Genomic DNA, 17,442 nt, shown 5'->3' with positions numbered 1-17,442 from the left:
ATCCGTCTGGCCGTAGCCGATCATCTCGTTTGAACAGAGTGCAACTAAAATCCTATTACTCGTCCAATATCCTATATAAGAAAGTTTTATTATATTTGAGTCCAGATAACGCGTATGGACCTGGACAATCCCGACCACAAAGAACTGTACCGTGAACGCACACAGGGTAACAAGGAATTTTTCGAACGTGCGAAGCAAGTGACGCCGCTCGGTGTCGAATCCAACGTGCGACATTTCGATCCGTATCCGATCTACGTGAATCGCGCGGAAGGATCGTACGTTTACGACGTCGACGGGAACGAATACCTCGACTTCTTGATGGCTCTTGGTCCCAAAATCTTGGGTCACAATCACCCTGCTGTTACCGAAGCAGTGAAAGAACAAGCAGAGAGGGCTGATCTAACCGCCACTCCACAGGTCATCAGTATCGAACTGATGGAAAAAATCGTCGAGTGGGTTCCCAGTATCGAGAAGGTCCGTTTGACAAACAGCGGTTCGGAGGCGACCATGCACGCTCTCCGCGTAGCTCGATCGTATACTGGCAACGACAAGATCGCCAAACCGGAAGGTGGCTACGGCGGTGCACACGATTATCTTCTCCAGAGCGTCCTCGCTGACGAAGACGCATTGGGAGACGAAAAACGGCCGAATACGGTGTCATACGGGTCGGGAATTCCAGACCAAATCAGCGATCTCACTGTCGCGTTCCCCTTCAACGATAAGGAAGCGACGGAGGAAATCCTCCGAGAACACGCCGATGACTTAGCCGCAGTCATCATCGAGCCGGTTATGTTTTCAGCTGGCTGTCTGAAACCGCAGGACGGCTACCACGAATTCCTACGTGACCTGACGGACGAGTTGGACATCGTCCTGATTTGGGACGAAGTCATGACCGGCTTCCGTCTCGCTCCGGGTGGCGCCCAAGAGCGGTTCGGGATCGAACCGGACATGACGACGTTCGCGAAAGCGGTCGGCGGGGGATATCAGATGGCCGGGTTCGGCGGAACGGCCGAAATCATGAACGAGATTATCCCACCGGAAGAATCCAACGCACAAAAGAGTTGGCAGACGACGGCGTTCCACGGTGGAACGTACAACGGCCACCCTGTCTCGGCAGCCGCCTCGCTAAAGACTCTCGAGGTCCTCGAGGAGGAGGACGTCTACGCCGACATCGATCGAAAAGGGGAACTGCTCTTCGATGGGTTACAGGACGTCATCGACGACATCGGAATTCCTGCCCACGTCGAGTACATCGGTTCGGCGGGTCAGGTCCTCATGATGGATGACGACCTGGACGGGTTCCGTGATCTGTTCGGCGCAAACGGCGACCAGTTCAACGACTGGTTCGTCGAGGCCGCTGCTCGCGGAGTTCTCTTCGGCATTCCGCCGCAAGGCGAGCGGTTCTTTACTGCGTATAGCCACACCGAGGACGAAATCGAACGCGCCCTCGAGGTAGCCGAAGATGCGTTCAAGGCGGTCGACCACGAGTACGACGAATAAATCGCATCTGTAGGTCCCCGCCTCTAGTAGCCGGCACGTCCTGCCTCTGTCCAGCACGGGTTTACGTCTCGAATCCATATTGTGGGTCAATGAAAGGGAGTATCCTGGACACGATCGGCTCGCCGCTGGTCCAGGTCGACTCGCCGGAGGGCGCGACGGTCGCGGCCAAGATCGAATCGTTCAATCCCGGCGGCTCGGCCAAGGACCGGCCGGCCCGCGAGATGGTACGGGCCGCCGAACGCGACGGGCTGATCGAACCCGGCGACTGGCTCGTCGAACCCACGAGCGGCAATACGGGGATCGGCCTCGCGCTCGTCGCGGCCGCCCGCGACTACGACCTGACGATCGTCATGCCGTCGGACAAATCGAAGGAACGCCAACAGGTCATGGCGGCCTACGGGGCCGACCTCGAGTTGGTCGACGGCGACATGGCGGACGCCCGCGCCCGCGCCGAGGAACTCGAGGCCGAGGGTGCGGTCCAGCTCGGCCAGTTCGAGAACCCCGCGAACCCAGAGGCCCACTACAAGACGACCGGGCCGGAGATCATCGAGCAGGTCGGCGACCGCGAGATCGACGCCTTCGTCGCCGGCGTCGGCACCGGCGGCACCATCTCGGGGATCGGCCGACGACTCCGCGAGGAGTACCCCGAGATGGAGATCGTCGCCGTCGAACCCGAACGAAACGCCGTCCTCTCGACCGGTGAATCCGGCAACGACGAGTTCCAGGGGATGGGGCCGGGTTTCGTCAGCGACAACCTCGATCTCGACCTGCTCGATCGCGTCGAGACGGTGGCGCTCGAGGACGCCGAGGCGGAGTGTCGCCGCCTCGCGCGCGAAGAGGGAATCCTCGTGGGCCAATCGAGCGGCGCGACCAGCCTCGTCTCACAGCGGATCGCCCGCGAGATCGCCGACCCCGCCCTCGAGTGTCCGGAGGTCCCGACGGCGTTCGACGAGGGAACCCAGCCGGCCTCGCCCGAGACCGACGGCGGACGGGCCGACGACTGCCCGCTCGTCGTCACGGTCTTCTGGGACAGCGGCGAGCGCTACCTCTCGACCGGTCTCTTCGACTGACCGGCTCGAGCGGGGCGATTTCGCCAGAGGTCCCATGACCACGTCGACCGCCGCTCGAGTACGGGCTGGTGAAAACGGCTCTTTCACCTAGCCGAACCGCCTTTAGGTACCCCTTCGTACGGTCAGGTAGAATGACACGCCCCTCCAGGCGGACGCTACTGAGTAGCACTGCGGGACTGCTCGCGCTCTCGGCCGGCTGTATCGCCGACGGCACCGACGACTCGCCCGACGACAACGACGAGAGTGACGATCCCAGCGAAGACGACCCCGGATCGGATGACGGAAGCGAGGACCTCCCCGAGGAGGTGACCGGCTACGAGACACAAAACTACCAGTTCTCCACGGATACGGAGACGTCATCTGTCGACCTCGTCCGGGACGCCGACGACGCGACCGAGTGGCTCGAGACGCGTACGCTCTCCAACGTCGACCCCCTCGCCAGCTTCGTCGACGACACCGACTTCGAGACGTCGATCCTGGTCTCGCTCGAGTCCGAAGCACCGAACCCCTGTTACGAGTTGGTCCTCGAGTCGATCGACGTCCGTCCGATCGAGGACGACGAGACCGACGAGGAGTACGAGACCGACGGGGACGGCGACCCCAGCGGCAGCAGTACCGGCGGCGACGGCGAGACCGACAGCGACGGGACGGACGGAAGCGCCGACGAGGAACTCGTCCTCGAGGCAGGTGTACGGGACACGGCGGACGAGAACGAGGCCTGTACCCCGGTGATCACGACCGTCGGCCGGCTCGTTCGGGTGACCTTCGAATCGGAGCCGCTGACGGCGCTTTCCGCGACGGTCGTCGATCACGAGGGCAATACCAGCGGTGCCTCGATGCGCAGCGACAGCGCCAGCGCGTCGGAGAGTACGAGCGTCGAGTCGGACGACGGGACGGCCGAGGACGACTCGTAACCGCTCGAGCGAACGACGGCCCCGCTACGGCGTATATTCCGTCTCGGTCAGGCGGACGACCAGCGTCTCCGCGACGTCCCGGAGGTCGTACTCCGGAAGATCACCGTCCGTTCGCCGGACGTACAGCGGTTCGACGAGCCGATAGGTTGGTTCCCCGCCGGCGCCGCTCGAGGCTGCAGCGGCTCCGTTTTCTTCACCCTCGCTCGCGGCCGCGGACTCGTCAGTCTCGCTCGAGGCCGCCGCATCGGGTTCGGTGCCCTCGTCCTCGACGGCAGGGGCGACTCGCTCGAGGCCGTAGATCTTGCAGAACTCGCCCGTCTCGTCGGCGTCTGCCTCGCCGTTCCGGAGTTGCGTCGCGAGCGAGCGCGACAGCCATTCGTCCCCGCTGACGCTCGGCTCCTGTACCAGCACCTCGTCGACGAACCGGACGAGATACCAGTTCAGGTCGTTCAGCAGCGAGACGGCGGCCCCGACGCTGACCGTCCGCAGGGCCAGCGAGTTCTCGAACGGCCGCTCCAAGTCGTAGGTCGCGAGCGCCTCGCGGGCCGTCTCCCGCGAGAGGAGTTCGTACTGGAGGTCGCTCCCGGCCTCGCCGATGAGACAGACGCGGGTCACTGGTTCGTGGTGTGTCCGACGGCGTAATGGGGGTTTCGGCTTCTCTGCGATGAAGACACGAGTAAATCTGCTGTCGGAGACGCCACGACTACGAAAGCGCGCCAGCCCATTCCAGTCCCACCCGGCCGTGGGTAGGTGAGGTGTCTACGAGCGGCGGGAAAACGGGCGGTTCGAAGCCGACTCAGGGTTCGACCAGAGTCGCGTTTTTCGCCGCTTCCTCGGCCCGCTCGAGCAGGTCGTCCGGTTCGTGCTCGAGCAGGGGCTTCAGGCGGGCGTTGGTCTCGACCTGATCGGGAGTGACGCGGTTGCAGCCGGCGTCGATCGTCGAGTCGCTGAAGGTGCCGATCTCGCGGGCGCGGGCGACGATGTCCTGCTTGTCCCACGTCAGGAGCGGCCGGTGGATCGGGAGCCGGGTCGCGCGGCTGGTGACCCCGAGGTTGCGGACGGTCTGGCTGGACTTCTGGCCGGCGGCCTCCCCGGTGACGATGCCGTCGGCGTTGACGCGTTCGGCAAGCGTCTCGGCGGCCCGGTAGAAAAAGCGCCGCAGGGAAAGCATCCGACCCTGCTCCATCTGCCGGACGAGCAGGTCGACCGTGTCGCCGCCAGGGATCCGGTAGACCTGCATATCGAAGTTCGGCGCGTAGTCCGAGAGGAGCCGGACCGTCTCCATGGCGCGGGCCTCGTGGTCGATCCCGCCGTAGTCACCGAGGTCGACGTAGGCCGGGACGATCGGGCTGCCGCGGCGCATCATCTCGTAGGCCGCGACCGGCGAGTCGATGCCGCCGCTGACCAGGGCGATGACCGGCTCCTGGGAACCCAGCGGGAGCCCGCCCGGGCCATCGCGCTGCTCGAGGTAGTGGAAGGCCGCGTCCTCGCGGACCTCGACGCCGAAGGTCAGGTCGGGATCGTCGAGATCGACGTCGGGTTCGAACTCGTCCTCGACGGCCGCCCAGATGGCGTTGCCCGCCTCGCGGCCGAGGTCCTCGCTGTCGTAGGGGAGGCTCTTGTCGGCCCGGCGGGCCTCGACGGCGAACGTCCCGCCGTCGTAGTGTTCCCGGGCCGTCTCCGCGAGGGCCTCGAGGATCCGTGCTTTCTCCGTACTGGTGGTCAGGGCAGGGCTGGCGGAGACGACACCGAAGGTGTCGGTCGCGGCGTCGGTGGCGGCCTCGACGGCGTCGCTCTCGGTGTGGATCAGCGGCCGGCTCCACCGGCGCTCGACCTCGCCGGGAATCGACCGCGCGGACAGGAGGGCCTCGAGGTTCTCCGCGAGGAGGTCCTCCATGTACCGCTTGACGGTGTTGCTTTTCGTGTTGACGTCCCCGTGACGGACGAGGACGGTGTCGGCTCCCGGGGGGTGCATGGACTGTGATAGATGATCGGAGCTATAAGGGGGTTGCGAGGTACGGTTCGGCCTCGAGCGATCCCGACGAGTCGCGGACGGTCTCAGACGATGGATTCCTCGACCGTCGGGCTCAGGCTGCCGGTGTAGGTGTAGATCCCGACCACGAGAATCGCACCGGCCAGCAGCGGGATGGTCGCGCTGAGCGCGTACAGCACGTCGAAGCCGATCGCCTCGGCGAAGGGCAGCGAGAGCAGCGGGCCGACCGCGCCGCCGACGTCGCCGAAGACGTTGTTGGTCCCCATCGCCCGCCCCATTCGGTCCTCGGGCGTGAGATCGGCCAAGAGTGCGGTCAGCGGACCGCCGACCCCGCCCTGTCCCGCGCCGATCAGGGCGCAGGCCCCGACGACGATCGAGAGCGACGGCGCGAGCGTCAGGACGGCGAACCCGAGACAACTCGTCACGAGGAAAACGAGCAACACCGGGACACGAGCCCCGACGGCGTCGCTGATCTTTCCGCCGAGGATGGTAAAGAGCGCGCCCGACAGCGCCGAGACGGCCATCAGCAGCCCGGAGGTCCCCTGCTCGCCGTACTCGAGGCCGACGCCGGCGAACTCGAGGGTGAGGACCGTCGACTCCGCGTCGAGGTACAAGACGAGCGTCGAGAAGAGGACGCCGAAGTACGCGAAGTAGAGCCCGAAGTTGACCAGGCCGACGGTCAGCGCGGGGAGGGTGGTCTCGAGGTCCCACGGCTTGATCGAGGCGTCGGGGCTGTCGACGTGGGTCTCGGGGACGATGAAGTAGGCGATGACGCTCGCCAGCCCGGCAAAGCAGGCAGCGAGGACGAAGGCCGTCGCGTTGCTGTAGACCTCGCTGACGATCCCGCCCAGTACCATGCCCGCGGGGAAGCCGAACGTGATCCCGGCACGGACGATCCCCATGCTCTCGCCCCGCGATCCGGCGTCGCTGACGTCGGCGGTGATGGTGTAGGCCGTCGCGAACACGAGGGCGCTGCCGACGCCCCAGCAGACTCGCGCGAGGACGAACCAGAACTCGGGCACCGACGACGTGATCGCGACGACGTAGCCCGCGGTCGCGGCCCCCTCGATCGCCAGCCCCGCGACGAACGGTTTCCGGGTCCCGATCCGGTCGACGAGCGCGCCGGCCGGCCCGTTCGCCACCAGCCGCGTCCAGCGGTTGGCCGAGAGGATGACGCCGACCATAAACGCCGAGATCCCGAGTACCTCGCCGAGGTTCGGCAGGATCGGGAAAACGACGCCGCCGCCGAAACCGACGAAGAAGGTACTCGCGACGACGGCGTAGACCACGCGATTCGAACCGCTTGAGGGGAGGTTCACGGATGATCGTTCTCGAGGGATGCCGATTCGTAACGTGCTATCAGTGTTACACACTGTCGTCGCCAAAGGGTCTGTCGAACCCGGCGATCACCCGACGTGGCGGCTCTCGGCCGGTAGCACCGAGCGGTCAGCCCTGCTCGCTCTCGGAGTCGGCGATCACGTACGAATACTCGAGACGTTCCCGCAGCTTCCCCAGGGCGTCGGTAGCCGCGCGCATCGTGTCTCGGTCGGGGAACGCGATTCGGGTCGGGGGAGCCACCGATTCGGGATCGAGCAGGTACCGCAGAATCCGGCGTGGCCACGTATCCGCGGCCGACGGAGCCCACCGGAGGACGAGTTCCTCGCGGTTCGGGACGGGACGAACGCGTCGGAGTCGATCTAGTTCGAACGCCGACCAGCGGTCTCGATCGGCGTCTCCCTCACGCCGGCGCAGTACGTCCCACGACAGTTCGTACCGGTCGCCGTTCGATCGCCACGTAACGAGTCCGTCGACCGGAACGACGGTCGAGCGAGGAATCGATTCGAGTGCGTCGGTGACGGCCTGCAGGAGCGCGTCACAGCCGTCCGCGTGCAGTTCTCGAATATGGGCGTGATGGGGAACCGACCGATAATACCACGTGGCGTCGGTACGGACGACGAACTCCTCGAGGGAGAACACGCGATCGACCCACACGTCGGTATCGTCCGGATCGACGGCCAGCACCGACCGGACGACGTCGGCGTCGTCGGGGAGCGTCGCCCGATACTCCGGCCCGGCACCCGTGAGAACCCGATCTGGTCCGCGGACGCGCTCCAGTCGTCCGTCGGGGTCCAACCGAGAAGCCGCCCCGTCCTCGAGACGCAGATGGACTGCGGTTCCCAAGGACGCCACGGCGTCGACGACGCGGTTCTCGACGGTGATCCAGCCGGCCCCGTCGTCGTCGGCGACGCCGGACGGTTGCCGCGTGATGACCCGGTGGGTTGCCGCGCGCTCGTCGAACGGCTTGCGGAGGGCCATTACCGGACGGCACGCGATCCGTGGACAAAACGTCACCCATCCGACGTGGCGCTATCGGGTCCGGGACTGGGCCGCAGTTCGGATCGAGGCCCGATCAGAACGTCGAGAGTTCGCCGTCGATCACGCTGCGCGTGATTCCGGTGACATCGGCGAGTTCGGCGTCGACGATGGCCGCGACGTCGTCCTCCACGTCCGCGACCGAGACGCCGTCGTCGGTGACGACCTGGACGTCGGCGACGTGGGGCTGATCGATCGGCCGGCCGATCTGGGAGAGCAGTCGCACGCGCAGGTCGCGGATGCCGTCGACCTCGCCGACGACCTCCTCGGCGATCGCCGTCGAGAGCAGGTTGTAGATCTTCCCGATGTGATTGACCGGGTTCTTGCCGCTGGTCGCTTCCATCGACATCGAGCGGTTCGGCGTGATGAGTCCGTTGGCGCGGTTGCCGCGACCGACGGAGCCGTCGTCGCCCTGTTCGGCGGAGGTGCCCGTCACCGTGAGATAGATCGAGCCCTCGTCGTAGTCGTCGGCCGTGTTGACGTGGACATCGACCGCGCGGTCGGTGTGGTCGCGCGCGACGCCGTCGACGAACTCGCGAACCGATTCGACGGCCTCGACGTACTCGTCGAGGTCGGCGACGTACTCGTCGACCATCGCGGCCGCGACGGTGACGTCGATCTCGTCGCCCTCGCGTTTGCCCATGATCTTCACGTCCGGCCCGAGTTCGGGGTGTTCGTCGGCGTACTCGCCGTTCAGCCGTCGCTCGGCCTCGAGGACGATCCGCTCCGTCTCGGTCAGCGGCGCGTGGCCGACGCCGAAGCTGGTGTCGTTTGCCATCGGGACGCTGACTTCGTCCTCGCCGAAGACCTCCTGCAGGTCGCCGCTGCCCTCCCCGAGTTTGACGTCGACGACGACGTCCTCGCCGACGGTCAGCTGGGGGATGTTCTCCTCGAGGTACTCCCGTGCCGCTCGCAGGGCGATCGTCTCGGCGGGGATCGTTTGGCCCTCGTAGTGTTTGGTCGCGCGGCCGACGATCAGTAGATAGATCGGGTCGACGACCTCGCCGCCGCCGAAGGCGGGCGCGGCCTCGCCCGCGACGAGCTGGGTCTCGTCGGTGTTGAAGTGCAGCACTTCGCCGACGCGGTCCAGATACTCGCGGGCAAGCGCCCCGGCGACGCTCTCGGCGATGCCATCACAGATGGAGTCGGGGTGACCGATTCCCTTTCGTTCGACGATTTCGACCTCCTGATCCTCGACCGCCTGCCGGTCGATGGATTCGATACGGATGTTCCGCTCGCTCATTGGCGGTTCTTGACGGACCGCGTTCGTATAACTTGCGGAAACAGATACGGGCCGTAAAATGCCTGTAAGTTATGGATTCGCCGGCGTCGCTTTCGCACTCTCTCAGGACTCGAGCAACAGGCCGAGATACGATGTTCGGAGCTGCTCGTCGGGATCCAGCCCCAGTCGCTCGAGGACGTCGTAGGCCCCCTCGCGGGCGGCCTCGAGTTCGGCTTCGGACTCGAGTTCGGTCTCGACCTCGACGTAGTCGCCGACGTCGGCGACCGAATCGAGGGTGACGGTATACCCCTCGAGCGAGAACCGCTCGCGCTCTTTCCGGACCGTCGCGGCGGGCTCGAAGCCGAGGTTCGTCAGGATCGCATCGACCTTCTCGCCGTCCGCGACGGCGGTCTCGACCTCCTCGCGGGTCTTGGACTCGTCGTCGACGAGCGGCCCCTTGTAGGTAATGTGGGTCTCTGCCTCGCCGTCTTCGGGTCGCTCCGACCGGATCCGCAACGCCTCGTCGGTCTCGACGAACGCCCGATGGGGCGCGTCGTAGTAGGTATCGACCTGCACGACCGCACCCTCGGGCGTCGCCTCGAGGGCCACGAGCCGCTCACGGACGGCCGCGAGGTCGGCGGGGACCTTTGCTTCGACCTCGTACATGCTCGAGTCGACGCGGGGGGATCGTAAGTATCGGTCGCTCTCGCCCGAAAACGTCGTACTTAAATGTAGACGGCCGGACGTACAACGTATGACCGAGGAACAAGAGGCCGAGCTAGACGAGCAGGCCGATGACGTCGACGAAGAAGTAGCCGACGAAGCCGCCGACGGACTCCAGACCGGCGACTTCGTCGAACTCGAGTACACCGCCTACACCGTCGAGGACGACCAGCTGGTCGACACGACCGACCCCGAGGTCGCCGAGGAAGAGGGCGTCGACGAGCAGGGCCAGGAGTTCAAGCCCCGAACGATCGTCGTCGGCGAGGGCCACATCTTCGAGGCCGTCGAGGACGACATCGTCGGCGCCGAGCCCGGCGACTCCGGCACCGTGACCGTCCCCGCCGAGGACGCCTTCGGCGAATACGACCCCGACGACGTCCAGACGGTCAGCGCCGAGAAGATCGACGAGGACGACCGTTACCCCGGCGCGAACGTGCAGATCGAGGGCCAGCAGGGCTACATCAGCACGATCATCGGCGGCCGCGCCCGCGTCGACTTCAACCACCCGCTTGCCGGCGAGGACGTCGAGTACGAGTACACGATCGTCGAGGAAGTCGACGACCGCGAACAGCAGGCCGCCGGTCTCTTCGAGATGTACCTCGGGATGGAGCCCGAACTCTGGATCGAGACCGACGAGGTCGAGGAAGAGGTCCCCGTCGAACCCGATGACGACGACGAGGACGCAGAGCCCGAGTTCGAGACCGAAACCGTCGAGAAGGAGACGCTCTACCTCGAGGCCACGCCCCAGATGACCATGAACCAGCAGTGGATGATGGGCAAACAGCAGATCGGGCAGGACATCATCGAGAAGGTCGGCGTCGACCGCGTCATCGTCCAGGAAGTCATCGACGGCATGGGCGGCATGGGCATGGGCGGTATGATGGGCGGCATGGGCGGTATGGGCGGCGGCGACATCGAGGAGGCCCTCGAGGACGCCGACGTCGATGCCGACGAGATCGTCGACGAACTCGAAGGCGCGGAAGAGTAAGCCGACGCCGCGGACCCGGCCGCTCACCGGTCGTTACCGACGGACAACGAGCATGTGCGGATCGACTTTTTTGCGCGCGTAACCGCCGAAGAGAGGGCGGCGTGTCGAATCGACGAGCGAAGCCGAGGTACAGTACGATGCCCGCACAGGAGGGGTAACGGAATCGGCCGGGCAGCCGGACTCAGGCGATATCGCGGCTCGTGTCGATCGCCACTTCCTCCGTCAGCTCGAGCTTGATCGCGTCGGTCGGCTGGCTCCCGCCGCGGAACTTCGGAATCGTGAGGTGGTTCTCGAGTTCGGTCCCCGAGATCTCGGTCCGCAGGTCGAAGACGGCGTCGGCGGCGTGGTAGGTCCGGGACCGGTTCGGCGGCTCGTCCTCTCCTTTCAGACAGTGGAGGACGGCGATGCTGCCCGTCTCCAGCATGTGCGACTTGAGTTCGTTGAGGAATTCGATGTACTCGTCGGTGTCACAGCGCTCGAGGACGTCCATCGTGTCGATGATGAGGTTCGCCCCGTCGGGCAAGGCACCGATGAGTCGGGTCGCCTCCTCGAGGGTGTCCTCACCAGTGACGTGCCTGACCGTCGGGCTGCCGACCGAGGAGGGCGAGGTCTCGATGGCGTGACGGACGGCGTCGTCGTCGCGCTCAGTGGTGAGATACAGCGTGCCGCGGGCGGCCGTGAGTTCGTAGAGGAGGAGTTCGGACTGGCTGGCCGGCTCGGCGGTGTACGCGACGATACACCCCGGGGGGAGCCCACCGTCGAGCTTCCGGTCGAGGACGTCGATCCCAGTGTCTAACCGGCCGACCATGCGGTATATGCTCTTGCTGTACTGCCCGCATAATTCTTTGCCTTCGTCGGAATGGTATTGTTCAGATTAGCTTGTTCCAACAGTATACGTGGCTCTGCAACCATGTTTCGGATTTTTAGCCCAAAATATATGAAATAGTTCCAAATTAGATGGTATATTTCTTTATCTCTTGAAAGAGTGGTTTGACAGCGTTCAGAACGGTCTAGTTCAGCACCTCCTCGGCTGGTGTTCGGCCATTCAGCGCTTGATTTAGTCGATCGTAATTGTAGTGGTGTTCAGCGGTTGCGTGTTAGAGCCTAAACCGAAGATGTCCGATCCGTGGTGTACCGCGGGACGGACAGTAGGGACAGTCGCGCTCGAGTGTCTACCCAAGTACTGAGGCGCCGTTGACCAGCGGGTCTCTACGGGAGGCTGGCCTCCTATTCCGAGGCGGACTGCTCCCGTCCGTGACGGGTAGTCACCTGCTTGCATCCGGCGCTGTCCTCAGGCACCATCCCGCGAGTAGTACGCTACCACGAGTACCGTTGCGGTGAGCGCCGCAGCGTTCCCCAAGACGACCAAGACGAGTTCGTCAAGCGCTGTCCCGGACCGCAGCAGCGCCGCGCCGACGGCCGCGCTGGCGAAGAATGGACCCACGACTGCCGCCGAAATCAGGATTTGGTAGGTTCCGGTGGCGGTGACGATCGGTAGCCGGTGGGGGACGAGCAGGTCCATGGTGAGAAACGCGAGAAACGTTGCCCCGAACCCGCCCACGAAAAGTACGGGGAGAGCGCAGTCCGGCGCTCGCTCCGCGCCGACCTGTATGAGGACCTCGCCGTTAATGAGTGAGAGCAATGCTCCAACGTCCCACAGCCAGGACCGGTTCCACGCGGAACGAGCGTACAGCCAGCGAGCCGAAAGACGCATACTATCGTTACGGGCATCCGAACAAAAAATTGCGATGGATAATATTTATATCCGATAGCAGACGGCGATCTGTCGATCCTGCTCCAGGGCCTCCGGCTGCACGTACGGATGATTCGGGATTATACAATATACTGACGTAAAAAATATACACCTGGAAGGAAAATGAAAATCCATGTTTAGTACCCTCCGAACGATCCTCGTCGCGTTCGTCGGTATGTTTGTTGGCACTGTGGCGGCAGCGGCGATCGTCCCAGACCCGACCAGTCTGTTGGGAATGACGATCACGCTCGTCCTGGTCGCAGTGTTCAGTTATGCCGCCTACCATCTTGACGAACGTTTCGCCGGGAACTCGAGTACGAACGCCTAAGCTTCCGACTTCTTCACTCTGCCAGATGTGACTGCTCGCGTTCGTGGGATGCCCACGACTCATAGCGGGCCGGAGTTTCCTGTGACATCGATTCCATGCCAGGTTCCGAGGACGTCAACTGCTCGGTCCGACGCACCAGTTCCTGTCTCGCCGTTCGGAACCTCTCCAGTGGCGTCTGACGTTCACTCGCCTACGTGTTCGGCGATCGTCCACAGTGGTTAATCGCGATTGACCGCTCGCGTGGCGGCCGACAAAAGGAACCGCAGTGGGGTCCCGATACGGACTGGATAAACTCGCTTTTACTATAGTAGCAATTGAAACGATTTACACACTGATCGCAATGCCCTCGTGCGATCAGGTGTGCAATGACGTTCAGTTGCTACTATAGTCCGCTCCGATGACGTTGTACGACATGCCGAAGCCCTTGTCGAGGGGGTTGCTTGTATCGGTGAAGTTTATCGTGATCGCCCCAGGAAGCGACAGGTTGGCCAAGTCAACCGCCATTCGGATACCGAACGCGTATGTGTCACCCTCGATCAGTTCCGTGGTGAATTCGTAATCAGTATACGGGGCGTCGTCACCTGGCCCCGCACCGTCCCCTGGTCCCCACTGCTCGTCGATGATGTCGACGGCGTCATACCAATCCGAGCTTAGCGTCCCGAGATGGATCGAATCCTGTGTGTCCTTGTCGACGTTCCTGACGAACCCGAGGAAGTCCGTCCCGGCGGCCATCCCGAGGCTGGAAACCGTCCCTGCAGTATACCCATCAAACGTGATGTCGAAATCACCTGTCTTCATGTCATTGTCGACTAACGTGTAGACTTCTGCGTAGGCATCCGCCTCGATAGAGACGGCAGCGTCAGTCACCGTAACACCACACCGATTGTCGTCTTCGTCGACATCAGTTGCCCAGTTGATCCCCTGCACCCAACAGGGTCCAGGACAGTTCCGGTCACTGTCGCCGTCATCCGCCTCGGTGGCAGAGTAATCGTAGTGGGAAGACGTGGCGCTCAGGGTGGACTTCTTCGATAGGTCCGCAACTTGGTTTTTGCTGGGATTGGCGGAGGCAGCGAAGTCGGCGTCTCTCTCCGAGTGAGCGACGACCTTTTCCCGTTGGTTCTGCTTGAGGGATCCCACGTCGTCAGACGAGAGGATGGTCTTGAACCGCTGGTCATTAATCTTCTTGAGGAACGTGCTGCCGTCGCGGTCCATCGCTGTCGTGACCTCGGCCGTATATCCGTCCTCGAACTCCAATCGCTGGATCATCATCGACCGACCGTCGTCTCGGTTCGCCTTTGCCACCGACGCTAAGCGCTTGCTTGAGTGCGCTACGTTAGTCGGTCCAATCGCGGCATACTCAGTGTCGACGACCTCGCCATGTCGACGCACGGTCGACTGCCACGCCTTCTGGACCTCTTCGTTGATGTCATCAATCTCTAGCCGCTGTTCGCCCTCTGCCGTATCACCGGCAACCAGACCAATACCCAACTGCGCAGTTGCTCCGAGACCGATCGTTCGTAATGCGGTACGGCGTTTCAAACGAGGGGTATCAGACATCCCGCCCTAATATCAATGAGTTATACACATATATTTTACTGAATTAATATATTTAAGTGAACCACTCCCATTCGGTCACTCAATTGAGGTGGGGTACTGCGATCGAATACCCTACCACTGTTCCTATACGATCGTGGATAGCTGTTCGGACGTTTCGTCAACCGGCCGTGGCAGGGTCAGGACCGGCGTCCGGTGCAACTGCTCGTCGCCGTCCGACTGCGGATGGGTGCGACGGTGTGAGACGAACACGCAACGCGTTCGATCGAACGGGTCAGCTGCGGGTCAGGCTCGACTGGCGAGCCACCCGTGTTCAGAATCGAGCGGCTACCGCCTGCGGCCGAGTCGTCGATCGCTATCGACGACAAATGGCGGGATTCAAGGTAGTCCCGAGAGCGTACGCAAACGACAACGAATGCGCCACGATCACCTCATCACGAGCAAACAACTCTCGCGGCCGGACATCGAGACGGTACTCGACCGCGCGGCCGAGATCGACGCCGACCCGTCGGCGGTCGCCGATCGCCACGCGAACACGCTGCTCGGATTGCTCTTTTTCGAGCCGAGTACGCGGACGAAGATGAGCTTCGAGACCGCGATGAAACGGCTCGGGGGCGACGTCGTCGACATGGGTTCGGTCGAATCCTCGAGCGTGAAGAAAGGGGAGACGCTGGCCGACACCGTCCGTGTCATCGAGGGCTATACCGACGCCCTGGTTCTGCGTCATCCCAAGCAGGGGGCGGCGACGATGGCCAGCGAGTTCGTCGACGTGCCGCTGCTGAACGCGGGCGACGGCGCGGGTCATCACCCGACCCAGACGATGCTCGATCTCTACACCATCCGGGAAAACGCCGGCCTGGACGACCTGACGATCGGCATCATGGGCGATCTCAAATACGGCCGGACCGTCCACTCGCTGGCCCACGCGCTGACGAACTTCGAGACCCAGCAACACTTCATCAGTCCGGAGAGTCTGCAGTTGCCCCGCGAGGTCGTCTACGACCTCCACCAGCGACAGGACGGAACGGGGATCAAAGAACACGAGTCGCTCGAGGGGGTCCTGCCCTCGCTGGACGTCCTCTACGTGACCCGGATCCAACGCGAGCGGTTCCCCGACGAGAACGAGTACCAGAAGGTCGCCGGCGAGTACCAGATCGACGCCGAGACCCTTGAGGCCGCAAGCGACGACCTGACCGTGATGCATCCGCTGCCGCGGGTCGACGAGATCGCCCCGGAGATCGACGACACCGACTACGCGGCCTACTTCGACCAGGCGCACAACGGCGTCCCGGTCCGAATGGCGCTGTTGGACCTGTTGTTGAGCGACGACCGGGGGATTCGAGGTGAGACCGATGAGTGACGATCACGACCACCACGACGGCAACGACGACCACGAACTGCGGGTCAGCAAGATCCGTGACGGGACCGTCATCGATCACGTCCGTGGCGGACAGGCACTAAACGTCCTCGCGATACTCGGCATCGACGGGACCAACGGTGAGGAGGTCTCGGTCGGGATGAACGTTCCCTCCAACCGGTTCGCACGCAAGGACATCGTCAAGGTCGAGGGTCGCGAACTCAGTCAGGACGAGGTCGACGTTCTCTCGCTGATCGCGCCCGACGCGACGATCAACATCGTCCGCGACTACGATGTCGTCGAGAAACACCGCGTCGAACGCCCCGACGTCGTCGAAGGTGTCCTCTCGTGTCCCAACGCCGGCTGTATTACGACCGGCGACGAGCCCGTCACCTCACGGTTTACCGTCCTCGAGGACGGCGTCCGCTGTTCGTACTGCGAGACGATCGTCCGCGAGGAAATCGCCTCGCTGATCGAGACGTAACCGCCGCCCGCTCGGCGTCGGATTTTCACGTCCGGATCACTATCCAGAATACCTAAGTATTCGCCGGGCGTATTCTCCCCCGTACATGTCACGTACCGTCAAAGTCGTACTCGCCCTGTTCGTCATCGCCGTCCTCTACAAGGTCGCCTTCGGCGGCTCCTCGGAGGTCGAAGTCGACTACGAACCGACCGAAGAATAGCGCTCGATTCCGAACGGCTTACGGGTGCGGGGCCGGACACTGAGGTATGTACGGCGTCGTCACCCGTAACGCCGAGGAAGTACGGTGGCCGGAGTTCGACCGCGGCTTCTACGAAGTCAAGGACGTGACCGGCCGGTCCGCCGAACCGATCGAAGACGGGGTGAACATGGTCTCGTGTTTCGGCGACAACGCCGCCGCCGACGCCGACCCGTCGCTGGTCCCCGTCGACGACATGGGTCGGCCGGCCGACCGCGAACGGTCCTATTTCGACTGGGCGTATATCTGTCCCTCCCGTAAGGACTACCGGCAGGGCCTGTTCGAGGTCATCGACGACTGCGTCGCCGAAAACGAGGACGTCCGCCTCGACGACATCGGCTTTCCCCGCGCGGAATACTGCCGGTGTGGCGTCTGCGAGCAGGCATTCGCCGAAAGCGAGTACGACGACCGCATGGACTGGCGGGCGAGCGTCATCACGGATTTCGTCGCCGAAGCCGCCGACCGCATCCCCGGGACCGTCTACATGACGCTGTATCCCGATCCCTATCCCGGCCACCTCTACGAGCGCGCCGGCATCGACCTCGAGGCCGTCGCCGAACACGTCGACGAGTTCGTCGTCCCGCTGTACGACACCGCCTACGGGACGACCTACTGGCTCGAGACGATCGCGAAGGGGTTCGAGAGCGCCCTCGAGACGCCCTTTAATATCGAGTTGTACGCCGTAAACGTCGACGTCGAGAACCTGATTCACGCTCTCGAGGTCGCCGAGGAGTACGCCGAGGGAGTCTTCTTCGGCTACGACGCGAGCAAGGGCCGCGCCGCGTTGCGCCGGATGCAGGCCGACGAACGTGAGGGCGTGACCCACGGCGAACCCGGCGATCCGGACGCGTAACCGGCGACTCCGCTCGAGTCCGGCGGTTCCCGTCGCAGCTCCTACTTCTCCGCTCCAACAGACGATTACGCGTCCGTCCAGCGACGTTGTGAGTG

Annotated in this window: 17 protein-coding genes and 1 pseudogene; 8 read left to right on the top strand and 10 right to left on the bottom strand. The window is 63.7% G+C overall.

The features are described 5' to 3' along the window. Window positions 1-114: 114 nt before the first annotated feature. From ACSBP4_RS13910 to ACSBP4_RS13900, 3 genes are all read left to right on the top strand, one after another. Entirely contained in the window at window positions 115-1,500 is a 1,386-nt protein-coding gene (locus ACSBP4_RS13910) for an aspartate aminotransferase family protein (RefSeq protein ID WP_435552554.1), read from the top strand. An 89-nt stretch (window positions 1,501-1,589) separates the two neighbouring features. Then, window positions 1,590-2,570 (top strand): PLP-dependent cysteine synthase family protein, encoded by a 981-nt coding sequence (locus ACSBP4_RS13905; RefSeq protein ID WP_435552553.1) that lies wholly within the window; start codon window positions 1,590-1,592, stop codon window positions 2,568-2,570. Between the two features lie 131 nt (window positions 2,571-2,701). Continuing rightward, entirely contained in the window at window positions 2,702-3,484 is a 783-nt protein-coding gene (locus tag ACSBP4_RS13900) for a hypothetical protein (RefSeq protein ID WP_435552552.1), read from the top strand. A gap of 24 nt (window positions 3,485-3,508) precedes the next feature. On the opposite strand, the gene ACSBP4_RS13895 is transcribed toward ACSBP4_RS13900, so the two are convergent. The 6 genes from ACSBP4_RS13895 to cyaB form a co-directional block, all read right to left on the bottom strand. Then, window positions 3,509-4,099, bottom strand: coding sequence for a DUF5804 family protein (locus tag ACSBP4_RS13895; RefSeq protein WP_435552551.1), 591 nt, complete (start codon window positions 4,097-4,099; stop codon window positions 3,509-3,511). A gap of 181 nt (window positions 4,100-4,280) precedes the next feature. Then, a complete protein-coding gene (locus tag ACSBP4_RS13890; RefSeq protein WP_435552550.1) occupies window positions 4,281-5,459 on the bottom strand; it encodes a tRNA sulfurtransferase in 1,179 nt (392 codons plus the stop codon). Window positions 5,460-5,542: 83 nt separating this feature from the next. Then, window positions 5,543-6,796, bottom strand: a complete 1,254-nt coding sequence (locus ACSBP4_RS13885) for an MFS transporter (protein ID WP_049905557.1) — start codon at window positions 6,794-6,796, stop codon at window positions 5,543-5,545. Window positions 6,797-6,923: 127 nt separating this feature from the next. Continuing rightward, window positions 6,924-7,793, bottom strand: coding sequence for a hypothetical protein (locus ACSBP4_RS13880; RefSeq protein ID WP_435552549.1), 870 nt, complete (start codon window positions 7,791-7,793; stop codon window positions 6,924-6,926). A gap of 94 nt (window positions 7,794-7,887) precedes the next feature. Continuing rightward, window positions 7,888-9,093 carry a methionine adenosyltransferase gene (locus ACSBP4_RS13875; RefSeq protein ID WP_006648847.1) on the bottom strand — a complete coding sequence of 402 codons (1,206 nt, stop codon included), beginning with the start codon at window positions 9,091-9,093 and terminating at the stop codon, window positions 7,888-7,890. A gap of 102 nt (window positions 9,094-9,195) precedes the next feature. Then, on the bottom strand, window positions 9,196-9,738 hold the full coding sequence (gene cyaB, locus ACSBP4_RS13870) for a class IV adenylate cyclase (protein ID WP_006648846.1): 543 nt from the start codon (window positions 9,736-9,738) through the stop codon (window positions 9,196-9,198). 88 nt (window positions 9,739-9,826) lie between these two features. Here cyaB and ACSBP4_RS13865 point away from each other — a divergent pair, with 88 nt between their 5' ends. Continuing rightward, a complete protein-coding gene (locus tag ACSBP4_RS13865; protein ID WP_049964346.1) occupies window positions 9,827-10,783 on the top strand; it encodes an FKBP-type peptidyl-prolyl cis-trans isomerase in 957 nt (318 codons plus the stop codon). Between the two features lie 181 nt (window positions 10,784-10,964). Here the strand turns inward: ACSBP4_RS13865 and ACSBP4_RS13860 are convergent, their stop codons facing one another. From ACSBP4_RS13860 to ACSBP4_RS13850, 3 genes and pseudogenes are all read right to left on the bottom strand, one after another. Next, window positions 10,965-11,591, bottom strand: coding sequence for an RAD55 family ATPase (locus ACSBP4_RS13860; RefSeq protein ID WP_049964345.1), 627 nt, complete (start codon window positions 11,589-11,591; stop codon window positions 10,965-10,967). Window positions 11,592-11,793: 202 nt separating this feature from the next. Beyond that, window positions 11,794-11,868, bottom strand: a pseudogene (locus ACSBP4_RS13855) (IS6 family transposase); the annotation flags it as partial. Between the two features lie 206 nt (window positions 11,869-12,074). After that, entirely contained in the window at window positions 12,075-12,425 is a 351-nt protein-coding gene (locus ACSBP4_RS13850) for a hypothetical protein (RefSeq protein ID WP_233274296.1), read from the bottom strand. Between the two features lie 244 nt (window positions 12,426-12,669). Here ACSBP4_RS13850 and ACSBP4_RS13845 point away from each other — a divergent pair, with 244 nt between their 5' ends. Further along, entirely contained in the window at window positions 12,670-12,864 is a 195-nt protein-coding gene (locus ACSBP4_RS13845; protein WP_049964343.1) for a hypothetical protein, read from the top strand. A 372-nt stretch (window positions 12,865-13,236) separates the two neighbouring features. Here the strand turns inward: ACSBP4_RS13845 and ACSBP4_RS13840 are convergent, their stop codons facing one another. Beyond that, the gene (locus ACSBP4_RS13840) at window positions 13,237-14,421 is read right to left on the bottom strand and encodes a hypothetical protein (protein WP_144240363.1); all 1,185 of its coding nucleotides are present in this window, start codon (window positions 14,419-14,421) and stop codon (window positions 13,237-13,239) included. A 412-nt stretch (window positions 14,422-14,833) separates the two neighbouring features. On the opposite strand from ACSBP4_RS13840, the gene pyrB reads away from it, so the two are divergent. The 3 genes from pyrB to ACSBP4_RS13825 all read left to right on the top strand — a co-directional run bounded on the left by pyrB (window position 14,834) and on the right by ACSBP4_RS13825 (window position 17,347). After that, window positions 14,834-15,778 carry an aspartate carbamoyltransferase gene (pyrB, locus tag ACSBP4_RS13835; protein WP_006648843.1) on the top strand — a complete coding sequence of 315 codons (945 nt, stop codon included), beginning with the start codon at window positions 14,834-14,836 and terminating at the stop codon, window positions 15,776-15,778. After that, the gene (pyrI, locus tag ACSBP4_RS13830) at window positions 15,771-16,259 is read left to right on the top strand and encodes an aspartate carbamoyltransferase regulatory subunit (RefSeq protein WP_006648842.1); all 489 of its coding nucleotides are present in this window, start codon (window positions 15,771-15,773) and stop codon (window positions 16,257-16,259) included. Before pyrB ends, pyrI begins: the two co-directional genes overlap by 8 nt. 245 nt (window positions 16,260-16,504) lie before the next feature. Beyond that, window positions 16,505-17,347: a hypothetical protein gene (locus ACSBP4_RS13825; protein ID WP_049964340.1), complete on the top strand. Its 843-nt coding sequence runs from the start codon at window positions 16,505-16,507 to the stop codon at window positions 17,345-17,347. The last annotated feature ends 95 nt before the right edge of the window (window positions 17,348-17,442 follow it).

Source organism: Natrinema sp. CGMCC1.2065, assembly GCF_051225675.1.
Lineage (GTDB): Archaea > Halobacteriota > Halobacteria > Halobacteriales > Natrialbaceae > Natrinema > Natrinema thermotolerans.
Note: the sequence above shows the minus strand (reverse complement) of the source record. Positions and strands in the feature narration are given on the sequence as shown.

Bases quoted from the DNA above. Each gene is read 5' to 3' on its own strand.
- ACSBP4_RS13880 (WP_435552549.1), bottom strand. From the start codon at position 7,793: ATGGCCCTCCGCAAGCCGTTCGACGAGCGCGCGGCAACCCACCGGGTC.
- pyrI (WP_006648842.1), top strand. From the start codon at position 15,771: ATGAGTGACGATCACGACCACCACGACGGCAACGACGACCACGAACTG.
- ACSBP4_RS13840 (WP_144240363.1), bottom strand. From the start codon at position 14,421: ATGTCTGATACCCCTCGTTTGAAACGCCGTACCGCATTACGAACGATC.
- cyaB (WP_006648846.1), bottom strand. From the start codon at position 9,738: ATGTACGAGGTCGAAGCAAAGGTCCCCGCCGACCTCGCGGCCGTCCGT.
- ACSBP4_RS13860 (WP_049964345.1), bottom strand. From the start codon at position 11,591: ATGGTCGGCCGGTTAGACACTGGGATCGACGTCCTCGACCGGAAGCTC.
- ACSBP4_RS13875 (WP_006648847.1), bottom strand. From the start codon at position 9,093: ATGAGCGAGCGGAACATCCGTATCGAATCCATCGACCGGCAGGCGGTC.
- ACSBP4_RS13910 (WP_435552554.1), top strand. From the start codon at position 115: ATGGACCTGGACAATCCCGACCACAAAGAACTGTACCGTGAACGCACA.
- ACSBP4_RS13845 (WP_049964343.1), top strand. From the start codon at position 12,670: ATGTTTAGTACCCTCCGAACGATCCTCGTCGCGTTCGTCGGTATGTTT.
- ACSBP4_RS13900 (WP_435552552.1), top strand. From the start codon at position 2,702: ATGACACGCCCCTCCAGGCGGACGCTACTGAGTAGCACTGCGGGACTG.
- ACSBP4_RS13890 (WP_435552550.1), bottom strand. From the start codon at position 5,459: ATGCACCCCCCGGGAGCCGACACCGTCCTCGTCCGTCACGGGGACGTC.
- ACSBP4_RS13825 (WP_049964340.1), top strand. From the start codon at position 16,505: ATGTACGGCGTCGTCACCCGTAACGCCGAGGAAGTACGGTGGCCGGAG.
- ACSBP4_RS13905 (WP_435552553.1), top strand. From the start codon at position 1,590: ATGAAAGGGAGTATCCTGGACACGATCGGCTCGCCGCTGGTCCAGGTC.
- ACSBP4_RS13865 (WP_049964346.1), top strand. From the start codon at position 9,827: ATGACCGAGGAACAAGAGGCCGAGCTAGACGAGCAGGCCGATGACGTC.
- pyrB (WP_006648843.1), top strand. From the start codon at position 14,834: ATGCGCCACGATCACCTCATCACGAGCAAACAACTCTCGCGGCCGGAC.